The 22,782-nt window shown below is 58.1% G+C and carries 20 protein-coding genes; 13 read left to right on the top strand and 7 right to left on the bottom strand.

Annotated elements, in window-relative coordinates:
* The first annotated feature begins 83 nt into the window (after window positions 1–83).
* From D5066_RS16805 to D5066_RS16780, 6 genes are all read left to right on the top strand, one after another.
* Window positions 84–1,604, top strand: a complete 1,521-nt coding sequence (locus tag D5066_RS16805; protein ID WP_119916576.1) for a sugar ABC transporter ATP-binding protein — start codon at window positions 84–86, stop codon at window positions 1,602–1,604.
* On the top strand, window positions 1,601–2,596 hold the full coding sequence (locus D5066_RS16800; protein WP_023310077.1) for an ABC transporter permease subunit: 996 nt from the start codon (window positions 1,601–1,603) through the stop codon (window positions 2,594–2,596). Before D5066_RS16805 ends, D5066_RS16800 begins: the two co-directional genes overlap by 4 nt.
* Window positions 2,597–2,626: 30 nt before the next feature.
* Window positions 2,627–3,568 carry an ABC transporter substrate-binding protein gene (locus D5066_RS16795; protein ID WP_028015197.1) on the top strand — a complete coding sequence of 314 codons (942 nt, stop codon included), beginning with the start codon at window positions 2,627–2,629 and terminating at the stop codon, window positions 3,566–3,568.
* Between the two features lie 81 nt (window positions 3,569–3,649).
* Window positions 3,650–4,336 carry a D-lyxose/D-mannose isomerase gene (locus tag D5066_RS16790; RefSeq protein WP_080329990.1) on the top strand — a complete coding sequence of 229 codons (687 nt, stop codon included), beginning with the start codon at window positions 3,650–3,652 and terminating at the stop codon, window positions 4,334–4,336.
* 10 nt (window positions 4,337–4,346) lie between these two features.
* The gene (locus tag D5066_RS16785) at window positions 4,347–5,207 is read left to right on the top strand and encodes a ketose 1,6-bisphosphate aldolase (RefSeq protein ID WP_119916575.1); all 861 of its coding nucleotides are present in this window, start codon (window positions 4,347–4,349) and stop codon (window positions 5,205–5,207) included.
* Window positions 5,204–6,211, top strand: a complete 1,008-nt coding sequence (locus tag D5066_RS16780; RefSeq protein ID WP_119916574.1) for a carbohydrate kinase family protein — start codon at window positions 5,204–5,206, stop codon at window positions 6,209–6,211. Before D5066_RS16785 ends, D5066_RS16780 begins: the two co-directional genes overlap by 4 nt.
* Here D5066_RS16780 and D5066_RS16775 read toward each other — a convergent pair.
* A complete protein-coding gene (locus D5066_RS16775) occupies window positions 6,208–6,939 on the bottom strand; it encodes a response regulator (RefSeq protein ID WP_119916593.1) in 732 nt (243 codons plus the stop codon). The genes D5066_RS16780 and D5066_RS16775 overlap by 4 nt on opposite strands.
* Window positions 6,940–7,196: 257 nt before the next feature.
* Between D5066_RS16775 and fdhF the strand changes: the two genes are divergently transcribed.
* The 3 genes from fdhF to D5066_RS16760 all read left to right on the top strand — a co-directional run bounded on the left by fdhF (window position 7,197) and on the right by D5066_RS16760 (window position 10,613).
* Complete coding sequence (gene fdhF / locus D5066_RS16770; RefSeq protein WP_119916573.1) at window positions 7,197–9,344, top strand: formate dehydrogenase subunit alpha; 2,148 nt, start codon at window positions 7,197–7,199, stop codon at window positions 9,342–9,344.
* 320 nt (window positions 9,345–9,664) lie between these two features.
* Window positions 9,665–9,817: a Hok/Gef family protein gene (locus D5066_RS16765; protein ID WP_080329986.1), complete on the top strand. Its 153-nt coding sequence runs from the start codon at window positions 9,665–9,667 to the stop codon at window positions 9,815–9,817.
* Between the two features lie 121 nt (window positions 9,818–9,938).
* Window positions 9,939–10,613 carry a tetratricopeptide repeat protein gene (locus D5066_RS16760; RefSeq protein WP_119916572.1) on the top strand — a complete coding sequence of 225 codons (675 nt, stop codon included), beginning with the start codon at window positions 9,939–9,941 and terminating at the stop codon, window positions 10,611–10,613.
* Between the two features lie 53 nt (window positions 10,614–10,666).
* Here the strand turns inward: D5066_RS16760 and gltP are convergent, their stop codons facing one another.
* Window positions 10,667–11,980, bottom strand: a complete 1,314-nt coding sequence (gene gltP / locus D5066_RS16755) for a glutamate/aspartate:proton symporter GltP (RefSeq protein WP_080329984.1) — start codon at window positions 11,978–11,980, stop codon at window positions 10,667–10,669.
* Between the two features lie 423 nt (window positions 11,981–12,403).
* Here gltP and acs point away from each other — a divergent pair, with 423 nt between their 5' ends.
* The 3 genes from acs to actP all read left to right on the top strand — a co-directional run bounded on the left by acs (window position 12,404) and on the right by actP (window position 16,412).
* Window positions 12,404–14,362 (top strand): acetate--CoA ligase, encoded by a 1,959-nt coding sequence (gene acs, locus D5066_RS16750; RefSeq protein ID WP_119916571.1) that lies wholly within the window; start codon window positions 12,404–12,406, stop codon window positions 14,360–14,362.
* Between the two features lie 89 nt (window positions 14,363–14,451).
* Window positions 14,452–14,766, top strand: coding sequence for a DUF485 domain-containing protein (locus tag D5066_RS16745; RefSeq protein WP_080329982.1), 315 nt, complete (start codon window positions 14,452–14,454; stop codon window positions 14,764–14,766).
* Window positions 14,763–16,412 carry a cation/acetate symporter ActP gene (actP, locus tag D5066_RS16740; RefSeq protein ID WP_045261053.1) on the top strand — a complete coding sequence of 550 codons (1,650 nt, stop codon included), beginning with the start codon at window positions 14,763–14,765 and terminating at the stop codon, window positions 16,410–16,412. Before D5066_RS16745 ends, actP begins: the two co-directional genes overlap by 4 nt.
* A 32-nt stretch (window positions 16,413–16,444) precedes the next feature.
* On the opposite strand, the gene D5066_RS16735 is transcribed toward actP, so the two are convergent.
* The gene (locus D5066_RS16735; RefSeq protein ID WP_006810462.1) at window positions 16,445–17,134 is read right to left on the bottom strand and encodes an LrgB family protein; all 690 of its coding nucleotides are present in this window, start codon (window positions 17,132–17,134) and stop codon (window positions 16,445–16,447) included.
* Window positions 17,127–17,537 carry a CidA/LrgA family protein gene (locus tag D5066_RS16730; protein ID WP_080329980.1) on the bottom strand — a complete coding sequence of 137 codons (411 nt, stop codon included), beginning with the start codon at window positions 17,535–17,537 and terminating at the stop codon, window positions 17,127–17,129. The genes D5066_RS16735 and D5066_RS16730 overlap by 8 nt, the downstream gene beginning before the upstream one ends.
* A 102-nt stretch (window positions 17,538–17,639) precedes the next feature.
* Here D5066_RS16730 and D5066_RS16725 point away from each other — a divergent pair, with 102 nt between their 5' ends.
* The gene (locus D5066_RS16725; protein WP_119916570.1) at window positions 17,640–18,527 is read left to right on the top strand and encodes a LysR family transcriptional regulator; all 888 of its coding nucleotides are present in this window, start codon (window positions 17,640–17,642) and stop codon (window positions 18,525–18,527) included.
* Between the two features lie 81 nt (window positions 18,528–18,608).
* Here the strand turns inward: D5066_RS16725 and D5066_RS16720 are convergent, their stop codons facing one another.
* From D5066_RS16720 to D5066_RS16710, 3 genes are all read right to left on the bottom strand, one after another.
* Window positions 18,609–20,255, bottom strand: coding sequence for a Na+/H+ antiporter (locus D5066_RS16720; protein ID WP_080329978.1), 1,647 nt, complete (start codon window positions 20,253–20,255; stop codon window positions 18,609–18,611).
* Between the two features lie 152 nt (window positions 20,256–20,407).
* Window positions 20,408–21,757 carry a guanine/hypoxanthine transporter GhxP gene (ghxP, locus tag D5066_RS16715; protein ID WP_061099544.1) on the bottom strand — a complete coding sequence of 450 codons (1,350 nt, stop codon included), beginning with the start codon at window positions 21,755–21,757 and terminating at the stop codon, window positions 20,408–20,410.
* Window positions 21,758–22,051: 294 nt separating this feature from the next.
* A complete protein-coding gene (locus D5066_RS16710; protein ID WP_119916569.1) occupies window positions 22,052–22,723 on the bottom strand; it encodes a glutathione S-transferase family protein in 672 nt (223 codons plus the stop codon).
* Window positions 22,724–22,782: the final 59 nt, after the last annotated feature.

The raw sequence follows: 22,782 nt of genomic DNA, 5'->3' as shown, positions 1-22,782 counted from the left end.
TGACAAATATGAACAGCTTCTGACATTTTGCATTTACGCACCTGTGATGAAGTGCAGATATCGACGTTCACAGGAGATCCGCCATGAGCAGAACCCCGGTTTTAGAGATGCGCCACATTGCCAAAACCTTCGGCAATTTTCACGCGCTCAAGGGTGTAGATTTGACGGTCTTCCCCGGTGAGATCCACGCGCTGATGGGGGAAAACGGCGCAGGGAAAAGCACGCTGATGAAGATCCTCGCGGGAGCCTATACCGCCACCGGCGGCGAGATCCTGATCGACGGCCAGCCGTTTCACATCAAAGGGCCGAAGGACGCGCTGGCCGCTGGCATTACCCTGATTTACCAGGAGATGCAGCTCGCCCCCAATCTGACCGTCGCGGAAAATATCTTCCTCGGCAGCGAGCTGTCGCGCGGCGGGCTGGTGCAGCGCAAGGAGATGGCCGCCCAGGCGCAGGCGGTGATTGACCGTCTCGGCGCGCAGTTCAGCGCCACCGACCTGGTGATGAAGCTGACCATCGCCGAGCAGCAGCAGGTGGAAATCGCCCGCGCGCTGCACCGCAACAGCCGCATCCTGGTGATGGACGAACCCACCGCCGCCCTCTCCTCCCGCGAAACCCACCGCCTGTTCGAACTGATTTTGCGCCTGCGCGATGAAGGCATGGCGATTATCTATATCAGCCACCGCATGGCGGAAGTGTATGAACTCTCTGACCGCGTGAGCGTTCTGCGCGACGGGCAGTACGTCGGCAGCCTGACGCGTGACAAGCTCAACGCCTCCGAGCTGGTGAAAATGATGGTGGGCCGTCCGCTCAGCGATCTGTTTAACAAAGAGCGCGATATTCCCCTCGGCAGCCCGCGTCTGAACGTGCACCACCTCACCGACGGTAAAAAAGTGCTGCCGTGCAGCCTGCAGGTGCGCTCCGGCGAAATCGTCGGGCTCGCGGGCCTGGTCGGGGCCGGGCGCTCCGAGCTGGCGCAGTTGATCTTCGGCGTGCGCAAGGCCACCGGCGGGATGATTGAGGTGGACGGCGAACCGGTGGTCATCCACTCCCCGCGCGCGGCCATTGAAAATGGCATCGGTTTTCTTACCGAGAACCGCAAGGAGCAAGGGCTGTTTCTGGAGCTGGCGGCGCAGGAGAACATCACCATGGCGACGCTGGAGCGCGACGCCACCTTCGGCATGTTAAACCGCAAAAAAGCCCAATCTATTTCCGATGATGCTATCGCCCTGCTCAACATCCGCGTACCCCATTCTCAGGTGCGCGCGGGCGGGCTCTCCGGCGGCAACCAGCAAAAGCTTCTGATCTCCCGCTGGGTGGCGATTGGTCCGCGCATTCTGATTCTCGACGAACCCACGCGCGGGGTGGACGTCGGCGCGAAAAGCGAGATCTACCGCATCATGAACCAGATGGCGCGCAAGGGGGTGGCGATTCTGATGATCTCCAGCGAGCTGCCGGAAGTGGTGGGGATGAGCGACCGGGTCTACGTGATGCGGGAAGGCAGCATAGCGGGTGAACTGCACGGGCGCGACATCTCTCAGGAAAACATTATGACGCTGGCAACCGGCGTGAACGACACACATCATCAGGCGGTGCAATCATGACAACTCCAACCCATCCGCAGCAGGTGGCGAAATCCGCCTCCGCCAAAAAAATGCTGATGAGCGATCTGATGCAAACGGTCGGCATTTTGCCGATTTTAATCCTGATTGTGGCGGTATTTGGCTTTATCGCGCCCAACTTCTTTACCGAAAGTAACTTGCTCAACATTACCCGTCAGGCGTCGATCAACATTGTGCTGGCGGCGGGGATGACCTTCATCATCTTAACCGGCGGGATTGACCTCTCCGTGGGCTCGATTCTGGGCACCACGGCGGTGGCGGCGATGGTGGTCTCGCTTATCCCTGAATTTGCGATGCTCTCCATTCCGGCGGCGCTGATGCTCGGCATGGTGCTGGGGCTGTTCAACGGCGCGCTGGTGGCCTTCGCCGGGCTGCCGCCGTTTATCGTCACGCTCGGCACCTATACGGCGCTGCGCGGCGCGGCCTACCTGCTGGCGGACGGTACCACGGTGATTAACTCCAACATCAGCTTCGAGTGGATCGGCAATAACTATCTCGGCCCCATTCCGTGGCTGGTGGTCATTGCCCTGGCGGTCATTGCGGTGTGCTGGTTTATCCTGCGCCGCACCACGCTCGGCGTTCATATCTACGCGGTCGGCGGCAACATGCAGGCGGCGCGCTTAACGGGCATCAAGGTCTGGCTGGTGCTGCTGTTTGTTTATGGCATGAGCGGCCTGCTCTCAGGTCTCGGCGGCGTCATGAGCGCCTCGCGCCTCTACAGCGCCAACGGCAACCTCGGCACGGGTTATGAGCTGGATGCGATTGCGGCGGTGATCCTCGGCGGCACCAGCTTCGTCGGCGGGATCGGCACGATCACCGGCACGCTGGTGGGGGCGCTGATCATCGCCACCCTCAACAACGGCATGACGCTGATGGGCGTCTCCTACTTCTGGCAGCTGGTGATCAAAGGGGCGGTGATCATCATAGCGGTGCTGATCGACAAATACCGTACACGACACCATCAAAGTGCATAACAACAATACCCTACAAGCGAGGAAGACAAGATGCGTTTGAAACCCTTAGTGACCGCGCTCTGTGCTGGCGCGCTGCTGGCCGCAACGCCGTTTGCGCAGGCAAAAGATCTGAAGTCCATCGGCGTGACGGTGGGCGACCTGGCTAACCCGTTCTTCGTGCAGATCACCAAAGGTGCCGAGCTGGAAGCACGCAAGCTGGCTGGCGATAACGTCAAGGTGACGCTGGTCTCCAGCGGTTACGATCTGGGCCAGCAGGTGTCGCAGATCGATAACTTCATCGCCGCGAAGGTGGACATGATCATCCTCAACGCCGCGGACTCCAAAGGGATCGGCCCGGCGGTGAAGCGCGCCAAAGAGGCGGGGATCGTGGTCGTGGCGGTGGACGTGGCGGCGGAAGGGGCCGATGCAACCATCACCTCCGATAACACCCAGGCGGGGGAGATGGCCTGTAAGTACATTACCGACCGCCTGAAAGGCAAAGGCAACGTGGTGATCATCAACGGACCACCGGTCTCTGCGGTGCAGAACCGTGTGGAAGGCTGCCAGACGGAATTCAAAAAACATCCGGATATCAAGGTGCTCTCGGATAACCAAAACGCCAAGGGCAGTCGTGAAGGCGGACTGGAAGTCATGACCTCCCTGCTGGCGGCCAATCCGAAGATCGACGGCGTATTTGCGATTAACGATCCGACGGCGATCGGTGCCGATCTGGCAGCGAAACAGGCCCAGCGCAACGAGTTCTTTATCGTCGGCGTGGACGGTTCCCCGGACGGTGAAGAGGCGCTGAAGCGCGAAAACTCCCTGTTTGTGGCGACGCCAGCGCAGGATCCGCAGGTGATGGCGGCGAAGGCGGTGGAGATCGGCTATGACATTCTGCAGGGCAAACCTGCGCCGAAAGAGCCTGTGCTGATCCCGGTGACGATGATCGATAAAAAGAACGTCGGCACGTATAAGGGGTGGACGGTTAAATAACACCCCTCACCCCGGCCCTCTCCCCAAAGGGGAGAGGGTTAGGATGAGGGGTACGTTTTGCACATAATGCCAGGAGTCCCCATGAAACGCTCCGACATCAATGAAATTCTCGGCCACACGCGACAGTTCTTTTCCATGCACGACGTACATCTCCCGCCGTTTGCCAGCTTTCCGCCGACCAAATGGCAGCAGCTTGATCAGGCCGCATGGCAGGAGGTGTTCGACCTCAAGCTCGGCTGGGACGTGACGGCGTTCGGCGGAAATAGCTTTGCCGCTGAGGGCCTGACGCTGTTTACCCTGCGCAACGGCTCGCCCAACGGCGTGCCTTATGAAAAGTGCTACGCCGAAAAAATCATGCACGTTCGCGACGGCCAGGTGACGCCGATGCATTTTCACTGGCGCAAGCGGGAAGACATCATTAACCGGGGCGGCGGGAATCTGATTATTGAGTTATGGAATGCAGGCGCGCATGAGGAGACCGAAAACACCGACGTGACCGTCACGGTAGACGGCTGTCGGCAAACCCACGCGCCCGGTAGCCAGCTGCGCCTCACGCCTGGGGAAAGCATCTGTCTGACACCCTGCCTGTATCACAGCTTCTGGGGGGAACGCGGGTTTGGCGACGTGCTGGTGGGCGAAGTGTCTTCTGTGAACGACGACGAGCACGACAACCACTTTTTACAGCCAATTGCCCGCTATAACAACATCGAAGAAGACGAACCGGCGGTGCTGGTGCTGTGCAACGAGTACAACCTGTTTCGGAGATAAGGAGTGAATGATGCCACTGATTTCTCTTGCCGACGGTCTTGAGCACGCCAGGAAACATCGCTACGCGCTGGGCGCGTTTAACGTGCTCGACTCCCACTTTCTGCGCGCGCTGTTTGCCGCCGCAAAGCAGGAACGCTCGCCGTTTATCATCAACATCGCCGAAGTGCACTTTAAGTATGTGTCCCTGGATTCGCTTGTCGAAGCGGTCAAGTTCGAAGCCGCCCGTCACGATATTCCCGTGGTGCTGAATCTCGACCACGGCCTGCATTTCGAGGCCGTCGTGCGCGCCCTGCGCCTGGGGTTTAGCTCGGTGATGTTCGACGGCTCGACGCTGAGCTATGAGGAGAACATTCGCCAGACCCGGGAAGTGGTGAAGATGTGCCACGCGGTGGGCGTCTCGGTGGAGGCGGAGCTGGGCGCGGTCGGCGGGGATGAAGGCGGCGCGCTCTACGGTCATGCGGACGAAGCGTGCTTTACCGACCCGCAGCTGGCGCGCGAATTTGTCGATAAGACCGGCATCGACGCGCTGGCGGTCGCCATCGGCAACGCGCACGGCAAATACAAAGGCGAGCCGAAGCTCGATTTCCCGCGCCTGGACGCCATTCCTCAGCAGACGGGGCTGCCGCTGGTGCTGCACGGCGGCTCCGGGATTAGCGATGCCGACTTCCGCCGCGCCATCGAGCTGGGCATTCATAAAATCAACTTCTACACCGGCATGTCGCAGGCCGCGCTCGCCGCCGTTGAGCAGCGTATGGCGAACCGCCAGCCGCTGTACGATGAGTTTGCCGAACTGCTGCTGGGGATAGAAGAGGCGATAACCGATACGGTCGCCGAGCAGATGCGCGTCTTCGGCAGCGCGGGGCAGGCATAATGGAACGCAAAGGCATCATCGCCGCAGGCAACATGCTGGTGGATCACGTCCACCAGATCGTGCAGTGGCCGGAGCGCGGCTGGCTGGCGGAAATCACCCACAGCGAACGCTCAACCGGCGGCGCGCCGCTCAACGTTCTGTTGACGCTGGCGAAAATGCATGCAGGCCTGCCGCTGCAGGCGGTGGGGCTGATCGGGGAAGACGGCGACGGGGATTACATTCTGGCGATGCTCGACCAGTATCACGTCAACCGCCAGCGGGTGCAGCGCACCACCTTCGCCCCGACCTCCATGTCGCAGGTGATGACCGATCCCAGCGGACAGCGCACCTTTTTCCACTCGCCGGGCGCTAACCGCCTGCTGGATCTTCCCGCCTTCGATCGTCTCGACGGATCGATGAAGATCTTCCATCTCGGCTACCTGCTGCTGCTCGACAGCCTGGACATGCCGGATGACGAGTTTGGCACCCGCAGCGCGCGGCTGCTGGCGCAGATGCGTGAGTACGGGTATGAAACCTCGCTCGATCTGGTGTCCCGCAAGGGTGCCCCGCGCTATCAGCCGCTGGTCTTCCCTGCCCTTCGCCATCTTGATTATCTGGTCATTAACGAGCTGGAAGCCGGGGAGTTTAGCGGGCTGGAGATGCGCGACGGCAACGATGCGCTGAACATCGCCCATATCGCCGAGGCCGCGACGCAGCTGCTGGCGGCAGGCGTTCGCCAGCGGGTGGTGATCCACTGCCCGGAAGGGGCATGGGGTGAAGCCCCGGGAGAAGCAGGCAAATGGGTTCCGTCGTGGAGGCTGGAGCAGAACGAGATAATCGGCAGCGTCGGCGCGGGCGACGCGTTTTGCGCGGGCTTTTTATACGGCTGCCATGAATCGTTCACGCTAACGGAGAGCATTTATCTGGCGCACGCCTGCGCGCGGGCCAGCCTGCTGGCGGCCAATGCGATTGACGGCGCGAAAACGCTGGACGAGCTGAAGCTGTTTATTAAAGAGAGTACCTAGGCTGCTTTCTCGCTATGAGACACATCGGCGGCAAAAACGTAGCCCAGCCCACGTATGGTTTTGATAAGCGCAGGCTGATGCGGGTTAGCTTCAATTTTCCGGCGCAGGCGCATGATCAACACGTCAATCGTGCGGTCGAACACCTCGGTACTTTCGCTGTGGGTGAGTTCAAGCAGTTGCTCGCGGCTGAGTACCCGGCGGGCATTTTGCGTGAGCGCCAACAGCAGGCCATATTCACCCTGAGTCAGCGGCACGACGTTACGCTGCGGATCAATCAGTTCACAGCGGGTGGTGTCCAGCGTCCAGTCGTTAAAGGTTATCCCCGCCGCGCGCGGTATCGGCGCTTCGGCTGCCAGCGCCCCGGTACGCCGCAACACGGCTTTAACCCGGGCCACCACCACGCGTGGATTAAACGGCTTGCCAATATAATCGTCAGCCCCCATCTCCAGCCCCACCACCACGTCTGATTCACTGCCCAGCCCGGTTAACATCACCACCGGCAGTGCCGGACGCAGCTTTTGCAGCTGCAGCAAAACCTGCAGGCCGTTAATGTCCGGCAGCATCATGTCCAGCAGAACAAGCGCGATAGCCGGCTCCTGCTGGACCTGCCGCAGCGCGTCCTGGCCGTTGTGGCAGACAAGCACGCTAAAGACGTGCTCGCTCAGCACATCCTGCAGCAGTTCACACACTGCTATATCGTCATCAACCACCAGAATCGCCGGTTTCATCATATGCTTCCGTCAGGGGATTATGTTAAGTCTGAACCATTCTGCCGTCGGCTCCAGTCAAATGGGTTTTTCCATGACGGAAATTCAACCCATGTCACATCCGCCGCTCATTCGACACGTCAATTTTGACGATAGTCTGCTTTTCGTCAGGGATTTCTCCGGGAATGTACCGTAGAGCCGGGGAGTAACCACACTAAAAACATGGCATAGAAGCTGCATTAGTCGGTGCGAAAGATTTGAATAACTGGAGCAGACTGATGAAAAAAGTCGTCACGGTTTGCCCTTATTGTGCCTCAGGTTGCAAGATCCACCTGGTGGTCGATAACGGCAAAATCGTCCGGGCGGAAGCCGCGCAGGGGAAAACCAACCAGGGCACGCTGTGCCTGAAGGGGTATTACGGCTGGGATTTTATTAACGATACCCAAATCCTCACCCCGCGCCTGAAAACCCCTATGATCCGCCGCGAGCGCGGCGGCAAGCTGGAAACCGTCTCCTGGAACGAGGCGCTGGATTACGTCGCCACGCGCCTGAGCGCCATCAAGGCCAAGTATGGCCCGGATGCGATTCAGACCACCGGCTCTTCACGCGGGACCGGGAATGAAACCAACTATGTGATGCAAAAATTCGCGCGCGCCGTTATTGGAACCAATAACGTCGACTGCTGCGCTCGCGTTTGACACGGCCCATCGGTTGCAGGTCTGCACCAGTCGGTCGGTAACGGCGCAATGAGTAATGCCATCAACGAGATAGATAACACCGATCTGGTGTTCATCTTTGGCTATAACCCGGCGGATTCTCACCCTATCGTCGCGAATCACGTTATTCGCGCTAAACAGAACGGGGCGAAAATCATCGTCTGCGATCCGCGTAAAATTGAAACCGCGCGCATTGCGGATATGCACATCGCACTGAAAAACGGCTCGAACATCGCGCTGTTGAATGCGATGGGGCACGTCATTATTGAGGAGAACCTGTACGACCAGGCGTTTGTCGCGAGCCGTACGGAAGGCTTTGAAGAGTATCGGAAAATCGTCGAAGGCTATACGCCGGAGTCGGTGGAAGCGATCACCGGCGTGAGCGCGCAGGAGATCCGTCAGGCGGCGCGGATGTATGCCGGGGCGAAAACCGCCGCCATCCTGTGGGGCATGGGCGTGACCCAGTTCTACCAGGGCGTGGAAACCGTGCGTTCCCTGACGAGCCTCGCGATGCTTACGGGTAATCTGGGCAAGGCGCACGTCGGCGTTAACCCGGTTCGCGGCCAGAATAACGTCCAGGGCGCCTGCGATATGGGCGCGCTGCCGGACACGTATCCAGGCTATCAGTACGTCAAGTTCCCGGAAAACCGCGAGAAGTTTGCGAAGGCCTGGGGCGTGGAGAGCCTGCCGGCACACACCGGCTATCGCATCAGCGAGCTGCCGCACCGCGCGGCGCACGGTGAAGTGCGTGCGGCCTACATCATGGGTGAAGATCCGCTCCAGACCGATGCCGAGCTGTCTGCGGTGCGCAAAGGCTTTGAGGATCTGGAGCTGGTGATTGTCCAGGATATCTTCATGACCAAAACCGCGGCGGCGGCGGATGTGATCCTGCCGTCGACCTCCTGGGGCGAGCATGAAGGTGTCTATACGGCGGCAGATCGCGGCTTCCAGCGCTTCTTCAAGGCTGTCGAGCCTAAGTGGGACCTCAAAACCGACTGGCAGATCATCAGCGAAATTGCCACCCGTATGGGCTATCCGATGCATTACAACAACACCCAGGAGATCTGGGACGAGTTGCGCCACCTGTGTCCGGACTTTTATGGGGCAACCTATGAAAAAATGGGTGAACTGGGCTACATCCAGTGGCCGTGCCGCGATGAGTCTGAGTCCGATCAGGGCACGTCGTACCTCTTTGAAGAGAAGTTCGACACGCCGAACGGGCTGGCGCATTTCTTCACCTGCGACTGGGTCGCGCCAATCGATAAGCTCACCGACGAGTATCCGATGGTGCTCTCTACCGTGCGCGAAGTGGGCCACTACTCCTGCCGTTCGATGACCGGCAACTGTGCAGCCCTCGCCGCGCTGGCTGATGAACCGGGTTATGCGCAAATCAACACCGCCGACGCAAAGCGCCTTGGTATTGAGGATGAAGCGCTGGTGTGGGTCAATTCGCGCAAAGGTCGCATCATTACCCGCGCGCAGGTCAGCGACCGTCCAAACAAAGGGGCGGTCTATATGACCTACCAGTGGTGGATTGGCGCCTGTAACGAGCTGGTGACGGAGAACCTCAGCCCGATAACCAAAACGCCGGAGTATAAATACTGCGCCGTCAACGTGGAGCCGATTGCGGATCAGCACGCGGCGGAACAGTATGTGATCGACGAATATAACAAGCTGAAAGCCCGGCTGCGTGAAAGCGCAATGGGTTGAAGCCGTTAATTAATCGTTGAATAAAGGGAGTGAGTTATTCACTCCCTTTTTATTTCCGCTTAATACATTAAAAATATCAATTATTATTCTGGTAAGCGGCTCGCAGAAATAATGTAATTTTACCAAAATGGAATTACATCTTTGCATTTTAATTCAGAGGGATAAGATGTGCGGCGGGTGCTTAAGACTTTCTGTCTTGAGCATTGTTGAGGGACAGAAAGTGGAAAGCCCCGGGAATTTTCATTCACCCGAGGCTACCCCTCAACAACCAACAGGTTGAGAGTAGCCTCTTATTCTTTTTTTGACAAGGAGTAAAAGGCATGACGCCATTAAAAACTGCGTTAGGTATCGTCTTTATTATCTGCCTGACGATAGTGATTTTTACCTTTATTACTCGCGGTAAGCTCTGCGAGTTTTCAATAAAGAGTGAACATCAGGAGGTGGCGGCGAAATTAGCCTGCGTGGCAGGCTAACCTCTCCGGGCGGAACCACGGTTCCGCCCGGCTTGTAGGATGCTGAGGTCTTAATGCACCCATTTTTTTCTTTTGCTACCGCGATTATACTGCGCGGCGTGTACCCAGATGATAAGAATCCATGAAAGCCATTTTTCTGTTGTTGTTATTTTTTACGTCGTTCGCCCGCGCGGATGAGATAGGCAGCCAGTATCAGAAGCAGGCGGAAGCCGGCGATGCCCGTGCTCAGTATTATCTTGCCGATACGTACTTCAGCTCCGGTGACAGCAAGCAGGCAGCGCTGTGGGCCGAGAAAGCCGCGAAAGGCGGCGATGTCGACGCCATGGGGTTACTCTCGCAGATCCTCTTTACGCAGGGGGATTACGCTCAGGCTAAAGCGCTGGCGCAGCAGGCCACCATCGCAGGCAGCAATCGCGGCACGATTATGCTGGCGCGCATTCTGGTGAATACGCAGGCGGGTAAAACCGACTATCCTCAGGCCATCAAGCTCCTGCAAACGGCGACCGAAGATATCGACAGCGACTCGGCGGTCGATGCGCAGCTGCTGCTGGGACTGATTTATGCCAACGGCGTAGAGGTGCCGCAGGATGACGTACAGGCAGCGTCATGGTTTAAGCGCAGTTCGTCTCTGTCACGTACAGGCTACGCGGAATACTGGGCTGGGATGCTGTTCCAGCAGGGTGAGAAAGGCTTTATCACGCCCAATAAACAGAAAGCGCTGTACTGGTTGAACCTGAGCTGTACGGAAGGGTTTGATACGGGGTGTGAAGAGTTTGATGCGTTGAGCGGGGAGTAAAATCCCCTCACCCTAACCCTCTCCCCAAAGGGGAGAGGGAAGAATACGTTACATCACTGGTCAGCCGTCTTATCAAAACGACCCAGCACCTCGCGTTCATACGCCAGCGCTTTTTTACGATCGAATTTGTGTTCCCACTTGGCGATAACCAGCACCGCCAGGGCATTCCCCACCACGTTCAGCGCGGTACGCGCCATGTCGAGGATACGGTCGACACCGGCGATAAACGCCAGACCTTCCAGCGGAATACCGACGCTGCCCAGCGTCGCCAGCAGCACCACGAAGGAGACGCCCGGCACACCTGCGATACCTTTGGATGTCACCATCAGCGTCAGCACCAGCACGATCTCCTGCCACAGCGACAGGTCAATGCCATACAGCTGCGCGATAAAGATAGCGGCGATACTCTGGTACAGCGTTGAGCCGTCGAGGTTAAAGGAGTAGCCGGTCGGGACCACGAAGCTGGTAATAGAGGCAGGTGCGCCGTAGGCTTCCATCTTCTCAATAATGCGCGGCAGCACGCTCTCGGAGCTTGCCGTCGAGTACGCCAGAATCAGCTCATCCTTAAGGATACGAATCAGGATCCAGATGCTCAGCCCGCACAGGCGCGCCACAATGCCCAGCACCACCAGCGCGAAGAACAGGATCGCGAAATGCACCAGGAGCACCAGCTTCGCCAGCGGCCACAGGGAGGCAAAACCGAAGTTCGCCACGGTGACGGCGATAAGCGCAAACACCCCTACCGGCGCGTAGCGCATCACCATGTGGGTCACTTTAAACATGGTTTCGGAGACAGAGCGGAACACGGTGACCAGCGGCTCGCGGTGCGTCGCTGGCAGCGAGGAGAGCCCCAGGCCAAACAGCACCGAGAAGAAGATGATCGGCAGCATCTCGCCTTTCGCCATGGAAGCAATAATGTTGGTCGGCACCAGCGACAGGATTGTGCCCATCAGGCCGTGCGCATGGCTCTGCACGTCAGCGGTGGTACTTTGGTATTTCGAAATATCCACCGTTGCCAGCTGCGACATATCAATCCCGGAGCCTGGCTGGAACACGTTTGCCAGCGTAATGCCGAGGATAATCGCAACCGTAGTGATCACTTCGAAATAGATAATGGTTTTCGCACCGATGCGGCCCAACTGCTTTGCATCGCCGACGCCCGCAATACCGACCACCAGCGTCGAGATCACAATCGGCACCACAATCATCTTGATCAGATGAATAAAGATGTCCCCTGCCGGTGAAAGCAGGTTCGCAATCAGCCACTCGCGGCTGTCGCTATGATAATGGAGATAACTGCCCAACAAGATGCCCAGCACAAGGGCCAGCAGGATCTGCCAGGCCAGGCTGACTTTCAAATTTTTCATAAAAACTGACTTCCTCAATGAAATCTCCGCACCATCAAAACTGCATGAATATGGAGACATACTGAAAGGGTATGAATTGTGTTGCGTTGGTTTATGGGATTTTTTAACGCGGCGTATGAGTATCATCTGCGCGACCTGTTGCGCAAGCCTTAAAGAACGACGCATTTCACTACCAAAAGCAGTTATGACGCGAGTTTGTCATAATTCTGATAAATAACCTTTTGTTATAAAAACGCTTTTTTATAAAGAAATGTGAATAATCGGCATCGTGAATTATTTCTCTTCAAAGTTTCATTCGCTCAATTTTCATACTCTTCAGACAATGCGTGATCTGTCGCCCAAATACTAAACAAAGCTTGTAAAGCCCCTACTATTAACGTTTTTGCGACATATTATTAACATCTTACAAGGAGAAAAAAAGCCATGAGCCAAATACACAAACACGACATTCCCGCAAACATTGCGGACCGTTGCCTGATCACCCCGGAGCAATACCACGAGAAATATCAGCAATCAGTTACCAACCCGGACGCCTTCTGGGGCGAGCAGGGCCACATCCTTGACTGGATCAAACCTTATCAGAAGGTGAAGAACACCTCTTTCGCGCCAGGCAACGTCTCCATTAAATGGTATGAAGACGGCACGCTGAACCTGGCGGCGAACTGCCTGGACCGTCATCTTGCCGAACGCGGCAACGAAACGGCCATTATCTGGGAAGGCGACGATGCCTCTCAGAGCAAACACATCTCTTATAAAGAGCTGCACCGCGACGTGTGCCGCTTCGCCAACGTGCTGCTGGACCAGGGGATTAAAAAAGGCGACGTGGTGGCGATCTACATGCCGATGGTTCCGGAAGCGGCGGTGGCTATGCTCGCCTGTGCGCGTATCGGCGCTATCCACTCCGTTATCTTCGGCGGCTTCTCCCCTGAAGCGGTTGCCGGGCGCATCGTTGACTCGAACTCGAAGCTGGTGATCACCGCCGACGAGGGCGTACGCGCCGGTCGCGGTATTCCGCTGAAGAAAAACGTCGATGAAGCGCTGAAAAACCCGAACGTAAAATCCATCAATAATGTCATTGTCCTCAAGCGTACCGGCGGCAAGATCGACTGGAACGAGGGGCGTGACCTGTGGTGGAGCGACCTGATTGAAAACGCGAGCGACCAGCATCAGCCGGAAGAGATGAACGCGGAAGATCCGCTCTTCATTCTTTACACCTCCGGCTCCACCGGTAAACCGAAAGGCGTGCTGCACACCACCGGCGGTTATCTGGTTTACGCGGCTACGACCTTTAAATACGTCTTCGATTACCATCCGGGCGACATTTACTGGTGTACCGCCGACGTGGGCTGGGTCACCGGCCACAGCTACCTGCTTTACGGCCCGCTGGCCTGCGGCGCAACGACGCTGATGTTTGAGGGCGTACCGAACTGGCCGACTCCGGCGCGTATGTGTCAGGTGGTCGACAAGCACCAGGTCAACATTCTCTACACCGCGCCAACGGCGATCCGCGCGTTAATGGCAGAAGGTGATAAGGCCATCGAGGGCACCGACCGATCCTCATTGCGCATCCTCGGTTCCGTGGGCGAGCCCATTAACCCGGAAGCCTGGGAGTGGTACTGGAAGAAAATCGGCAACGAGAAATGCCCGGTGATGGACACCTGGTGGCAGACCGAAACCGGCGGCTTCATGATCACCCCGATGCCGGGCGCGACGCAGCTGAAGGCCGGTTCCGCAACCCGCCCGTTCTTCGGCGTGCAGCCTGCGCTGGTGGATAACGAAGGCAACCCGCAGGAAGGGGCCACCGAGGGTAACCTGGTGATCACAGACTCCTGGCCGGGCCAGGCGCGTACCCTCTTCGGCGATCATGAGCGCTTCGAGCAGACCTACTTCTCGACCTTTAAAAACATGTACTTCAGCGGCGACGGCGCGCGCCGGGATGAAGACGGCTATTACTGGATCACCGGACGCGTGGACGACGTGCTGAACGTCTCCGGCCACCGTCTGGGCACGGCGGAGATTGAGTCCGCGCTGGTATCGCATCCGAAGATTGCCGAAGCGGCGGTCGTGGGCATTCCTCACAACATCAAGGGCCAGGCAATCTACGCCTACGTCACCCTGAACCACGGCGAAGAGCCGTCGCCAGAGCTGTATACCGAGGTGCGCAACTGGGTCCGCAAAGAGATCGGCCCGCTGGCGACGCCGGACGTGCTGCACTGGACCGACTCGCTGCCGAAAACCCGTTCCGGCAAGATTATGCGCCGTATTCTGCGCAAAATCGCGGCAGGTGACACCAGCAACCTCGGTGATACCTCGACGCTTGCGGATCCTGGCGTGGTGGACAAACTGCTCGAAGAGAAGCAGGCCATCGCAATGCCTTCGTAATCTTTTCTCCCTCTCCCCTCACCCTAACCCTCTCCCCATAGGGGAGAGGGGACTAAAAACAAACCTACCTTACCTTTGGAGACTCTGTGATGAATCATGATATTTGTCAGCAGATAGAGAATAGTGCGCACTACAGGGAGCTCGTCGAAAAACGGCAACGGTTTGCCTTCATCCTTTCCATCATCATGCTGATTATTTACGTCGGCTTTATTCTGCTGATCGCCTTTGCTCCGCACTGGCTGGGCACCCCGCTGCATGAGGGTACCAGCGTCACGCGCGGCATTCCGATTGGCATTGGTGTCATTGTAATTTCATTTGTGCTGACCGGCGTTTATGTCTGGCGCGCCAACGGTGAATTCGATCGTCTTAATAAAGAAGTCCTGCGCGAGGTAAAAGCATCATGAAGCGAGTCCTGACGGCGCTAGCCGCCACACTTCCCTTTGCTGCACACGCGGCGGATGCCATTACTGGCGAGGTCCAGCGCCAGCCAACCAACTGGCAGGCGATTATCATGTTCCTGATTTTCGTGGTGCTGACGCTGTACATTACGTACTGGGCATCGAAACGCGTGCGCTCCCGTAATGATTACTACACCGCGGGCGGCAACATAACCGGCTTCCAGAACGGGCTGGCGATCGCGGGGGACTTTATGTCCGCCGCCTCGTTCCTCGGGATCTCCGCGCTGGTCTACACCTCCGGCTATGACGGCCTGATTTACTCCCTCGGCTTCCTCGTCGGCTGGCCGATCATTCTGTTCCTGATTGCCGAGCGCCTGCGCAACCTGGGACGCTACACCTTTGCGGACGTCGCCTCCTATCGCCTGAAGCAGGGGCCAATTCGTACCCTCTCCGCCTGCGGCTCGCTGGTGGTGGTGGCGCTGTACCTGATTGCCCAGATGGTGGGCGCAGGCAAGCTTATCGAACTGCTGTTCGGCCTGAACTACCACGTCGCGGTGGTACTGGTGGGCGTGCTGATGGTGATGTACGTGCTGTTCGGCGGCATGCTGGCGACCACCTGGGTGCAGATCATCAAAGCCGTCCTGCTGCTGTTCGGCGCCAGCTTTATGGCCTTTATGGTGATGAAGCACGTCGGGTTCAGCTTCAATAACCTGTTCACCGAAGCGATGGCGGTCCACCCGAAAGGGGAAGCGATCATGAGCCCGGGCGGGCTGGTGAAAGATCCGATATCCGCGCTCTCACTCGGTCTCGGCCTGATGTTCGGCACTGCGGGTCTGCCGCATATCCTGATGCGCTTCTTTACCGTGAGCGATGCGCGTGAAGCGCGCAAGAGCGTCTTCTACGCCACCGGTTTCATGGGTTACTTCTACATCCTGACCTTTATCATCGGCTTCGGCGCGATCATGCTGGTGGGGGCGAACCCGGCGTTTAAAGACGCGGCGGGCGCGCTGATTGGCGGTAACAACATGGCGGCGGTACACCTGGCCGACGCGGTGGGCGGCAATCTGTTCCTCGGCTTTATCTCTGCCGTGGCCTTCGCCACCATCCTCGCGGTGGTTGCAGGGCTGACGCTGGCCGGTGCGTCTGCGGTATCGCATGACCTCTACGCCAACGTCTTCCGTAAAGGCGCAAGCGAGCGCGATGAGCTGAAGGTCTCCAAAATTACCGTGCTGGTGCTGGGCGTAGTGGCGATCCTGCTGGGGATTTTGTTCGAGAAGCAGAACATCGCCTTTATGGTGGGGCTGGCCTTCTCGATTGCGGCAAGCTGTAACTTCCCGATCATCCTGCTCTCCATGTACTGGTCAAAACTGACCACCCGTGGGGCGATGATTGGCGGCTGGCTGGGCCTGCTGACGGCGGTGATTTTGATGATCCTCGGCCCAACCATCTGGGTGCAGATCCTCGGTCACGAAAGCGCTATCTTCCCGTATGAATACCCGGCGCTGTTCTCCATTGCCGTGGCGTTTATCGGGATCTGGGTCTTCTCGGCCACCGACAACTCGCCGGAGGGTAACCTGGAGCGTGAGAAATTCCGCGCCCAGTTCATCCGTTCACAAACCGGCCTGGGCGTTGAACAGGGTCGCGCGCATTAAGCCTTTCTCCCCGGTCGCTCTGGCCGGGGAGCTTAAAACATCACCCACGCCACCAGCGGCGCAATCAGCACCATCGTTACGCCCGAGAGCATCATCACCAGGCTTGCAACGACCCCTTCCTGCTGACCCAGCTCATACGAACGTGCCGTGCCTGCCCCGTGCGACGCCGCGCCAAACCCTGCTCCTTTCGCCATCCCTTCGCGGATAGAGAGCCGCAGGAACAGTACATCCCCCACCGCCATGCCAAAAACGCCCGTTACCACCACAAACAGCGCCACCAGATCCGGCTGCCCGCCGAGCGGTTTCGCGGCTGCCAGCGCAAACGGCGTGGTCACCGAGCGCACGGCCAGGCTGCGCTGGATTTCATCAGACAACGTAAACAGCCGCGCCAGCCAGACCGAGCTGCACACCGCCACCACCGTCGCGGTAATCACGCCCGCGCTGAGTGACATCCAGTGGCGTTTGATAATGGCGAGGTTGTCATAAACGGGTACGGCAAAAGCAATGGTTGCCGGGCCGAGCAGCCACAGCAGCCAGTGGGACTCACCGATATAGTTCTGCCAGGAGATATGGCCAAAGACCAGCATCAGCACCAGCAGGATGGGCGTGAAGACCAGCGGCATCAGCGGCAGCGCGCGGAAACGGCGGTACAGGCGCTTGTTGGCAAAGTAGATGACGACTGTCGCAATCAGGCACAGCACGCTTATCTGAAAGTTAGTCATGCTTCTGCCTGCTGATTTCAAAGCGATACACTTTATCCACCACCCAGGCGGTGGTGCCCAGCACCATCAGCGTGCTTAACGCAATGACCGCAAAGATGCGCCAGCCGTCGACCATCAGCAGTTGCGCATAGTTCACCACCGCCACCACGGCCGGCACAAAGAACAGCAGCATCTCCGCCAGCAGCCAGCGCGCCCCGGCGCGGACCCAGCGGAGGGGGATCACGCGACACAGGATGAGCGTCAGCATCAATACCATGCCGACAAGGTTGGCAGGCAGCGGAAGATGCAGCCAGCCGACCAGATATTCCGCGAAAACAAACAGTCCCGCATAGAGCAGTACCTGAACCGGTACCTGAAGTCGTTGCACAACGGCAGGCGTAACACGGCTTAACGCCACGGCCATGGAGGGTTTCCTCAAAAATGAGACGAGGCGCCAGTATAGAGACCGCACGGTGTGGACTGAAATGAATTAAAATCATCGAAGGTATAGTTTCGAGGAATAATCATGGACATAAGAACGCTGCGCTATTTTGTCGAGGTGGTTCGCCAGCAAAGTTTCACCCGCGCAGCGGAGAAGTTGTTCGTTACCCAGCCGACCATCAGCAAGATGCTGAAAAACCTCGAAGATGAGCTGAACTGTACCCTGCTGATCCGCGACGGACGCAAGCTGCTGCTGACCGATACCGGGCGCGTGGTGTTCGAACGCGGGCTGGCCATCCTGGCGGAGTTCCGCCAGCTGGAGGCCGAGCTTGGCGACATCAACCACCTGACAAGAGGGCTGCTGCGGCTCGGCATTCCGCCGATGGTTGGCATGATGATGGCCGGGCCGATAAGCCTGTTTCGTCAGCGTTACCCCGGCGTTGAGCTTAAAATTTCTGAATTTGGCGGTCTGACCGTGCAGCAGGCGGTGATGAACGGCGAACTGGACGTGGCGATGACCGCGCTCCCTGTTGAGGAGGAGAGCGGCCTGGCGACGCTGCCGCTCTTTAGCCACCCGCTGTGCGTACTGGTGCCCCGCTCCGGCGACTGGCTAAAGATAGACTCGGTGAAACCCGATCTGCTCGGCGAACACCCGCTGCTGATCTACAACGAAGACTTCGCCTTGAGCCGCCAGCTGATGGCGCTGTTTAATCAGCACAACGTAAAACCGCGCATTGCGGTGCGCAGCGGCCAGTGGGATTTTCTGGCAGCGATGGTACAGGCAGGCGTGGGGATAGCCATTCTGCCGCAGCCGATTTGCGAGCGGCTGGATAAAAACACGCTGCGCTGGATCCCGCTGGAGAGCGATCTGCACTGGCAGCTGGGGATGATCTGGCGTGAAGGGGTGTATCTGTCGCACAGCGCACAGGCGTGGCTGCAATGTTGTGAGGGGTTTTGGGTGCGGTCTGAATAGTACCGGGTGGCGGCTTCGCCTTACCCGGCCTACGGTTCAAACGTAGGCCCGGTAAGCGCAGCGCCACCGGGCAAAAGCGCGCTACTGATTCTCTATCAGCAGCGCTTCCAGCAAGTCCAGATCGTGCAGCAGCTTTTGCAGCGTCTCGTTGCTGATCTGCCGCGTGGCGCGCAGATGGTAAAGCTCGGCGCGCTCTGAGCGCAGTGCCGCCAGGCGGAAGCGGCGCTCCAGGTTCTCTTCCTGCAGCGAGCTTTCTACGTCGTTACGCCCGTCGGCGCGGCGGCGCAAGTTACCAATCACGCGGGAACTGACTTCCGTCAGCAGCTGATTGTCGATGTTCTCTTCCGTATCTGCGGCGAGACGCTCCTCCATTTTCTGGATCGCGACAATGGCCACTTCCGCCGTGGCCGCCCGGGCAATCCGCTCCTCTTTATGCTGTTGGGTCGAATCTCCGGCATCAATATGCTGGAGTAAAATCGGCAGCATAATCACGCCGACAAACAGCGAGAAGAGAATCACGCCCGCCGCCAGGAATACCAGCTCGTAGCGCGCCGGGAAGACGTCCCCCGTCGGCAGCAGCAGCGGTATAGAGAGCACACCGGCGAGGGTAATCGCCCCGCGCACGCCCGCGAAGGAGGCAATCAGCAGCTCGCGCGTGGTCCAGGAGCCGAACTCCATCGGCTTTTTGGTCAGGAAGCGCACGCTGAATTTCTTCATCGTCCACAGCCAGCCGAAACGCACCAGCATCAGCGCCATGTAGATCAGCACGATATCGGTAAACAGCATCCAGACTTCAACGTTTGGATCCGCCTCCGCTGCAATCAGTGAGGATTCCATAATACCCGGCAGCTGCAGGCCCAACAGCAGGAACACCATGCCGTTAAACACGAACTCGAGCATCGCCCAGGTGCTGTTCGCACGCAGGCGCATCGCCAGCGGCGCGCGGCGCATTACGCCGGAGCGGGTGATGGTCATCCCCGCCGCCACCGCTGCCAGAATGCCCGACACGCCGATGTGTTCTGCAATCAGGTAAGAGGCAAACGGCAGCAGGAACAGCAGGACGATCTGCGTTGCCGGTTCGTCGCCCCCCCAGCGGCTGAGGAAGCGCAGCGAGCGTCCGTACAGCCAGCTCACCACGAAGCCCGCGAGGATGCCGCCAATCGCCACTTTGAAGAATTCCAGCGTCGCGCCGCCAACGGTAAAGACCATGGTTCCCATGGCAACCGCCACGGCAAACTTCAGGGCCACCAGGCCGGAGGCGTCATTCATCAGCGCCTCGCCCTGCAAAATACCCATAATTTTCTTTGGAATGCGCCCTTCGCCCACAATGCCGGACAGTGCCACGGCGTCGGTCGGTGACAGCACGGCGGCCAGCGCAAAGGCAGGGATGAGCGGGATCCCCGGTACGGCCCAGTAGATCAGGAAACCAATCCCAACCACGGTAACGACCACCAGCGCCAGCGCCAGGCCGAAGATCTCTCGTCCGTGCTCAAGAAACTCGCGCGTGGGGGTTTTCCAGCCATCGGCAAACAGCAGCGGCGGGATAAACAGCACGAGGAACAGTTCCGGATCAAACTCCACGTGCAGACCGAACGTCGGCCACGCCAGCAGCGCACCGATAGCTATTTGCATTAAAGGCAGGGGGACCTGGAAGGGCAGTACGCGTGTAACCACCCCGGATAACGAGACCACAAGGGTCATGATGAGTATTGTGAAGAAAATTTCCATGCGTTCCCTGTTTGCTGTGTTGCTTAAAAGCCAAACCTAAGGCGTCGTGCCTCTTATTCTATCTTCTCCAGAGTAACGCAAAAGGCAACGGGATGAGTCCTGAAAATAAAAACGGGCGGCCTGAGCCACCCGTTTTCGCATCAATGGATAACTTAGATTGCCCAGCCGCCCGCGTAGAACGCCACCAGCGCAACGGCGATGACCACGGTGCCGATGTTCAGCTTGCGCCACTCACCGGAAACCAGACGCCCAATCACCAGCGAGGCGAAACCGATCATGATGCCGGTCACGATGTTACAGGTCAGCACGATAAAGACCGCAGTAATCAGGCCGGACATCGCATCCACGAAGTCCGCAAAATCGATTTTCGCCACGTTGCTCAGCATCAGCAGGCCGACGTACATCAGCGCTGGCGCGGTCGCGTAGGCCGGGACCAGATAAGAGAGCGGGGAGAGGAACAGGATCAGCAGGAACAGCACGCCGACGGTGATCGCCGTCAGGCCGGTTTTACCGCCCGCCGCCGTACCCGCTGCAGATTCGATATACACCGCCGCAGGCGCCGCACCCACCAGACCAGAGAAGACGCTGCTCAGGGAGTCGGTGGTCAGCGCTTTGCCGCCGTCAATAATCTGGCCGTCTTTATCCAGCAGGTTCGCCTGACCGGCCACCGCGCGGATAGTACCGGTGGCGTCAAACACCGCGGTCATTACCAGCGCCAGCACGCTTGGCAGGATCACCGGGTTCAGCGCGCCGACGATGTCCAGGCTGCCAATCAGAGAGTTACCTTTGTCATCGCTCAGCGATGGCATGGCGAAGATACCGGAGAAGTGAACGGTCGGATCGAAGATCAGGCCGACGATGGACACGCCGATAATGGTCAGCAAAATGCCACCCGGCACCTTCAGTTTTTCCAGACCAATAATCACCGCCAGACCCACCAGCGACATGATCACCGGGAAGCTCGCGAAATGACCCAGCGCAACCGGCAGGCCGTCCAGCGGGTTCTTGATGACCAGACCCACGCCGTTAGCAGCGATCAGCAGCAGAAACAGGCCGATGCCGATACCGGTGCCATGCGCCACGCCCTGCGGCAGGTTGCGCAAAATCCAGCTACGGATGCCGGTGGCAGAAATCACGGTAAACAGTACGCCCATCAGGAACACTGCGCCGAGTGCCACCGGTACGCTGATCTGCTGGCCCAGCACCAGGCTGAATGCGGTAAACGCGGTCAGAGAGATGGCGCAACCGATCGCCAGCGGCAGGTTCGCCCACAGGCCCATGACAATCGAACCGACACCCGCGACCAGGCAGGTGGCCACAAAGACCGCCGCAGGCGGGAAGCCCGCTTTGCCCAGCATGCCCGGCACCACGATGACGGAGTAAACCATCGCCAGAAACGTGGTCAGACCGGCAACAACTTCCTGGCGCACGGTGCTGCCGCGAGCCGAAATTTTAAACATGGCGTCTAATGAACCGCCGGTACGCGCAGATGGCGTAGACATAGAAAACATCCCCTGAGAGTTTTTTAGGAAGTCCGTAAGCGTGGTGGAGACGCCGCTGCCAGCTAAACGTCAAATCCGTGTGTTGCGTTTGCGACGAAAGGGCGTCACAAAAAAAGCAAACGTTTAGCTCCGCGCTTACAAACGGGTGGTCAAATTAAGGCAAACGATTATCTAGCCTAATACCTGCCCTTTTCAACTGAACTTTCTCGTTTTTCGCTAAAATTCACTTATGACGCTGAAGAAATAAACAGAGGATGCGCAAACGTTATCGTTTATGCGCAATTTGTTTACATTTCAGTCCTCGCCAGGGATCGTTAACGGTCCGCCTTGTTGCAGTGTTCTTTGCCAGCCAGGGCTGTTATCCACTTGGTTCTTCCAGGCCTGAATATGCGGAAGATTATCAATGCCGCCGCGCGCCAGCAGGGCAAAGATCGGGAAACTCATCTGAATGTCGGCCATACTGAACGCATCCCCGGCAAACCAGCTGTTTTTAGCAAGATGTGAGTCAATAAAGCGTGCATGGGTTTCCAGCTGACGGTTGAGATACGCTTTCTGCACCCCCTGCCCCAGCGCTTTGCCCAGCGTTCGTATACCAAACGGTACGGGAGGTTTACCGAGACTGCTGAAAACCAGCTTCATTAACAGCAACGGCATCAGCGATCCTTCGGCGTAATGCAGCCAGAAGCGGTATTGCACCCTATGCGCCGGATCTAAAGGCTTCAGCCGTGATTCGGCATCATAGGTTTCCTGCAGATACTCCAGAATGGCGCCTGATTCCGCAAGGATCAGCCCGTTATCTTCAATGACCGGCGATTTACCCAACGGATGCACCTTTTTGAGGGACTCGGGTGCCAGCATATTCTTCTCGCGCTGGTAGTGAACAATTTCATAAGGCAGGCCGAGCTCTTCCAGCGCCCAGATCACGCGGTGCGAGCGCGACTGGTTAAGGTGATGTACCGTGAGCATGGTTTTCTCCTGTTATTCATACTTTTTAACTATAGAAAATCGAACAACACCACGAAAAA

The sequence above is a fragment of the Enterobacter chuandaensis genome (genome assembly GCF_003594915.1).
GTDB lineage: Bacteria > Pseudomonadota > Gammaproteobacteria > Enterobacterales > Enterobacteriaceae > Enterobacter > Enterobacter chuandaensis.
This window is presented reverse-complemented; position numbering and strand designations above follow the sequence as displayed.

Coding starts and splice junctions, on each gene's coding strand:
- D5066_RS16760 (WP_119916572.1), top strand. CDS start 9,939: ATGAAAGCCATTTTTCTGTTGTTGTTATTTTTTACGTCGTTCGCCCGC.
- D5066_RS16710 (WP_119916569.1), bottom strand. CDS start 22,723: ATGCTCACGGTACATCACCTTAACCAGTCGCGCTCGCACCGCGTGATC.
- D5066_RS16785 (WP_119916575.1), top strand. CDS start 4,347: ATGCCACTGATTTCTCTTGCCGACGGTCTTGAGCACGCCAGGAAACAT.
- ghxP (WP_061099544.1), bottom strand. CDS start 21,757: ATGTCTACGCCATCTGCGCGTACCGGCGGTTCATTAGACGCCATGTTT.
- D5066_RS16730 (WP_080329980.1), bottom strand. CDS start 17,537: ATGGCCGTGGCGTTAAGCCGTGTTACGCCTGCCGTTGTGCAACGACTT.
- D5066_RS16805 (WP_119916576.1), top strand. CDS start 84: ATGAGCAGAACCCCGGTTTTAGAGATGCGCCACATTGCCAAAACCTTC.
- D5066_RS16725 (WP_119916570.1), top strand. CDS start 17,640: ATGGACATAAGAACGCTGCGCTATTTTGTCGAGGTGGTTCGCCAGCAA.
- D5066_RS16790 (WP_080329990.1), top strand. CDS start 3,650: ATGAAACGCTCCGACATCAATGAAATTCTCGGCCACACGCGACAGTTC.
- D5066_RS16745 (WP_080329982.1), top strand. CDS start 14,452: ATGAATCATGATATTTGTCAGCAGATAGAGAATAGTGCGCACTACAGG.
- D5066_RS16765 (WP_080329986.1), top strand. CDS start 9,665: ATGACGCCATTAAAAACTGCGTTAGGTATCGTCTTTATTATCTGCCTG.
- actP (WP_045261053.1), top strand. CDS start 14,763: ATGAAGCGAGTCCTGACGGCGCTAGCCGCCACACTTCCCTTTGCTGCA.
- D5066_RS16775 (WP_119916593.1), bottom strand. CDS start 6,939: ATGAAACCGGCGATTCTGGTGGTTGATGACGATATAGCAGTGTGTGAA.
- acs (WP_119916571.1), top strand. CDS start 12,404: ATGAGCCAAATACACAAACACGACATTCCCGCAAACATTGCGGACCGT.
- D5066_RS16735 (WP_006810462.1), bottom strand. CDS start 17,134: ATGACTAACTTTCAGATAAGCGTGCTGTGCCTGATTGCGACAGTCGTC.
- gltP (WP_080329984.1), bottom strand. CDS start 11,980: ATGAAAAATTTGAAAGTCAGCCTGGCCTGGCAGATCCTGCTGGCCCTT.
- D5066_RS16800 (WP_023310077.1), top strand. CDS start 1,601: ATGACAACTCCAACCCATCCGCAGCAGGTGGCGAAATCCGCCTCCGCC.
- D5066_RS16795 (WP_028015197.1), top strand. CDS start 2,627: ATGCGTTTGAAACCCTTAGTGACCGCGCTCTGTGCTGGCGCGCTGCTG.
- D5066_RS16720 (WP_080329978.1), bottom strand. CDS start 20,255: ATGGAAATTTTCTTCACAATACTCATCATGACCCTTGTGGTCTCGTTA.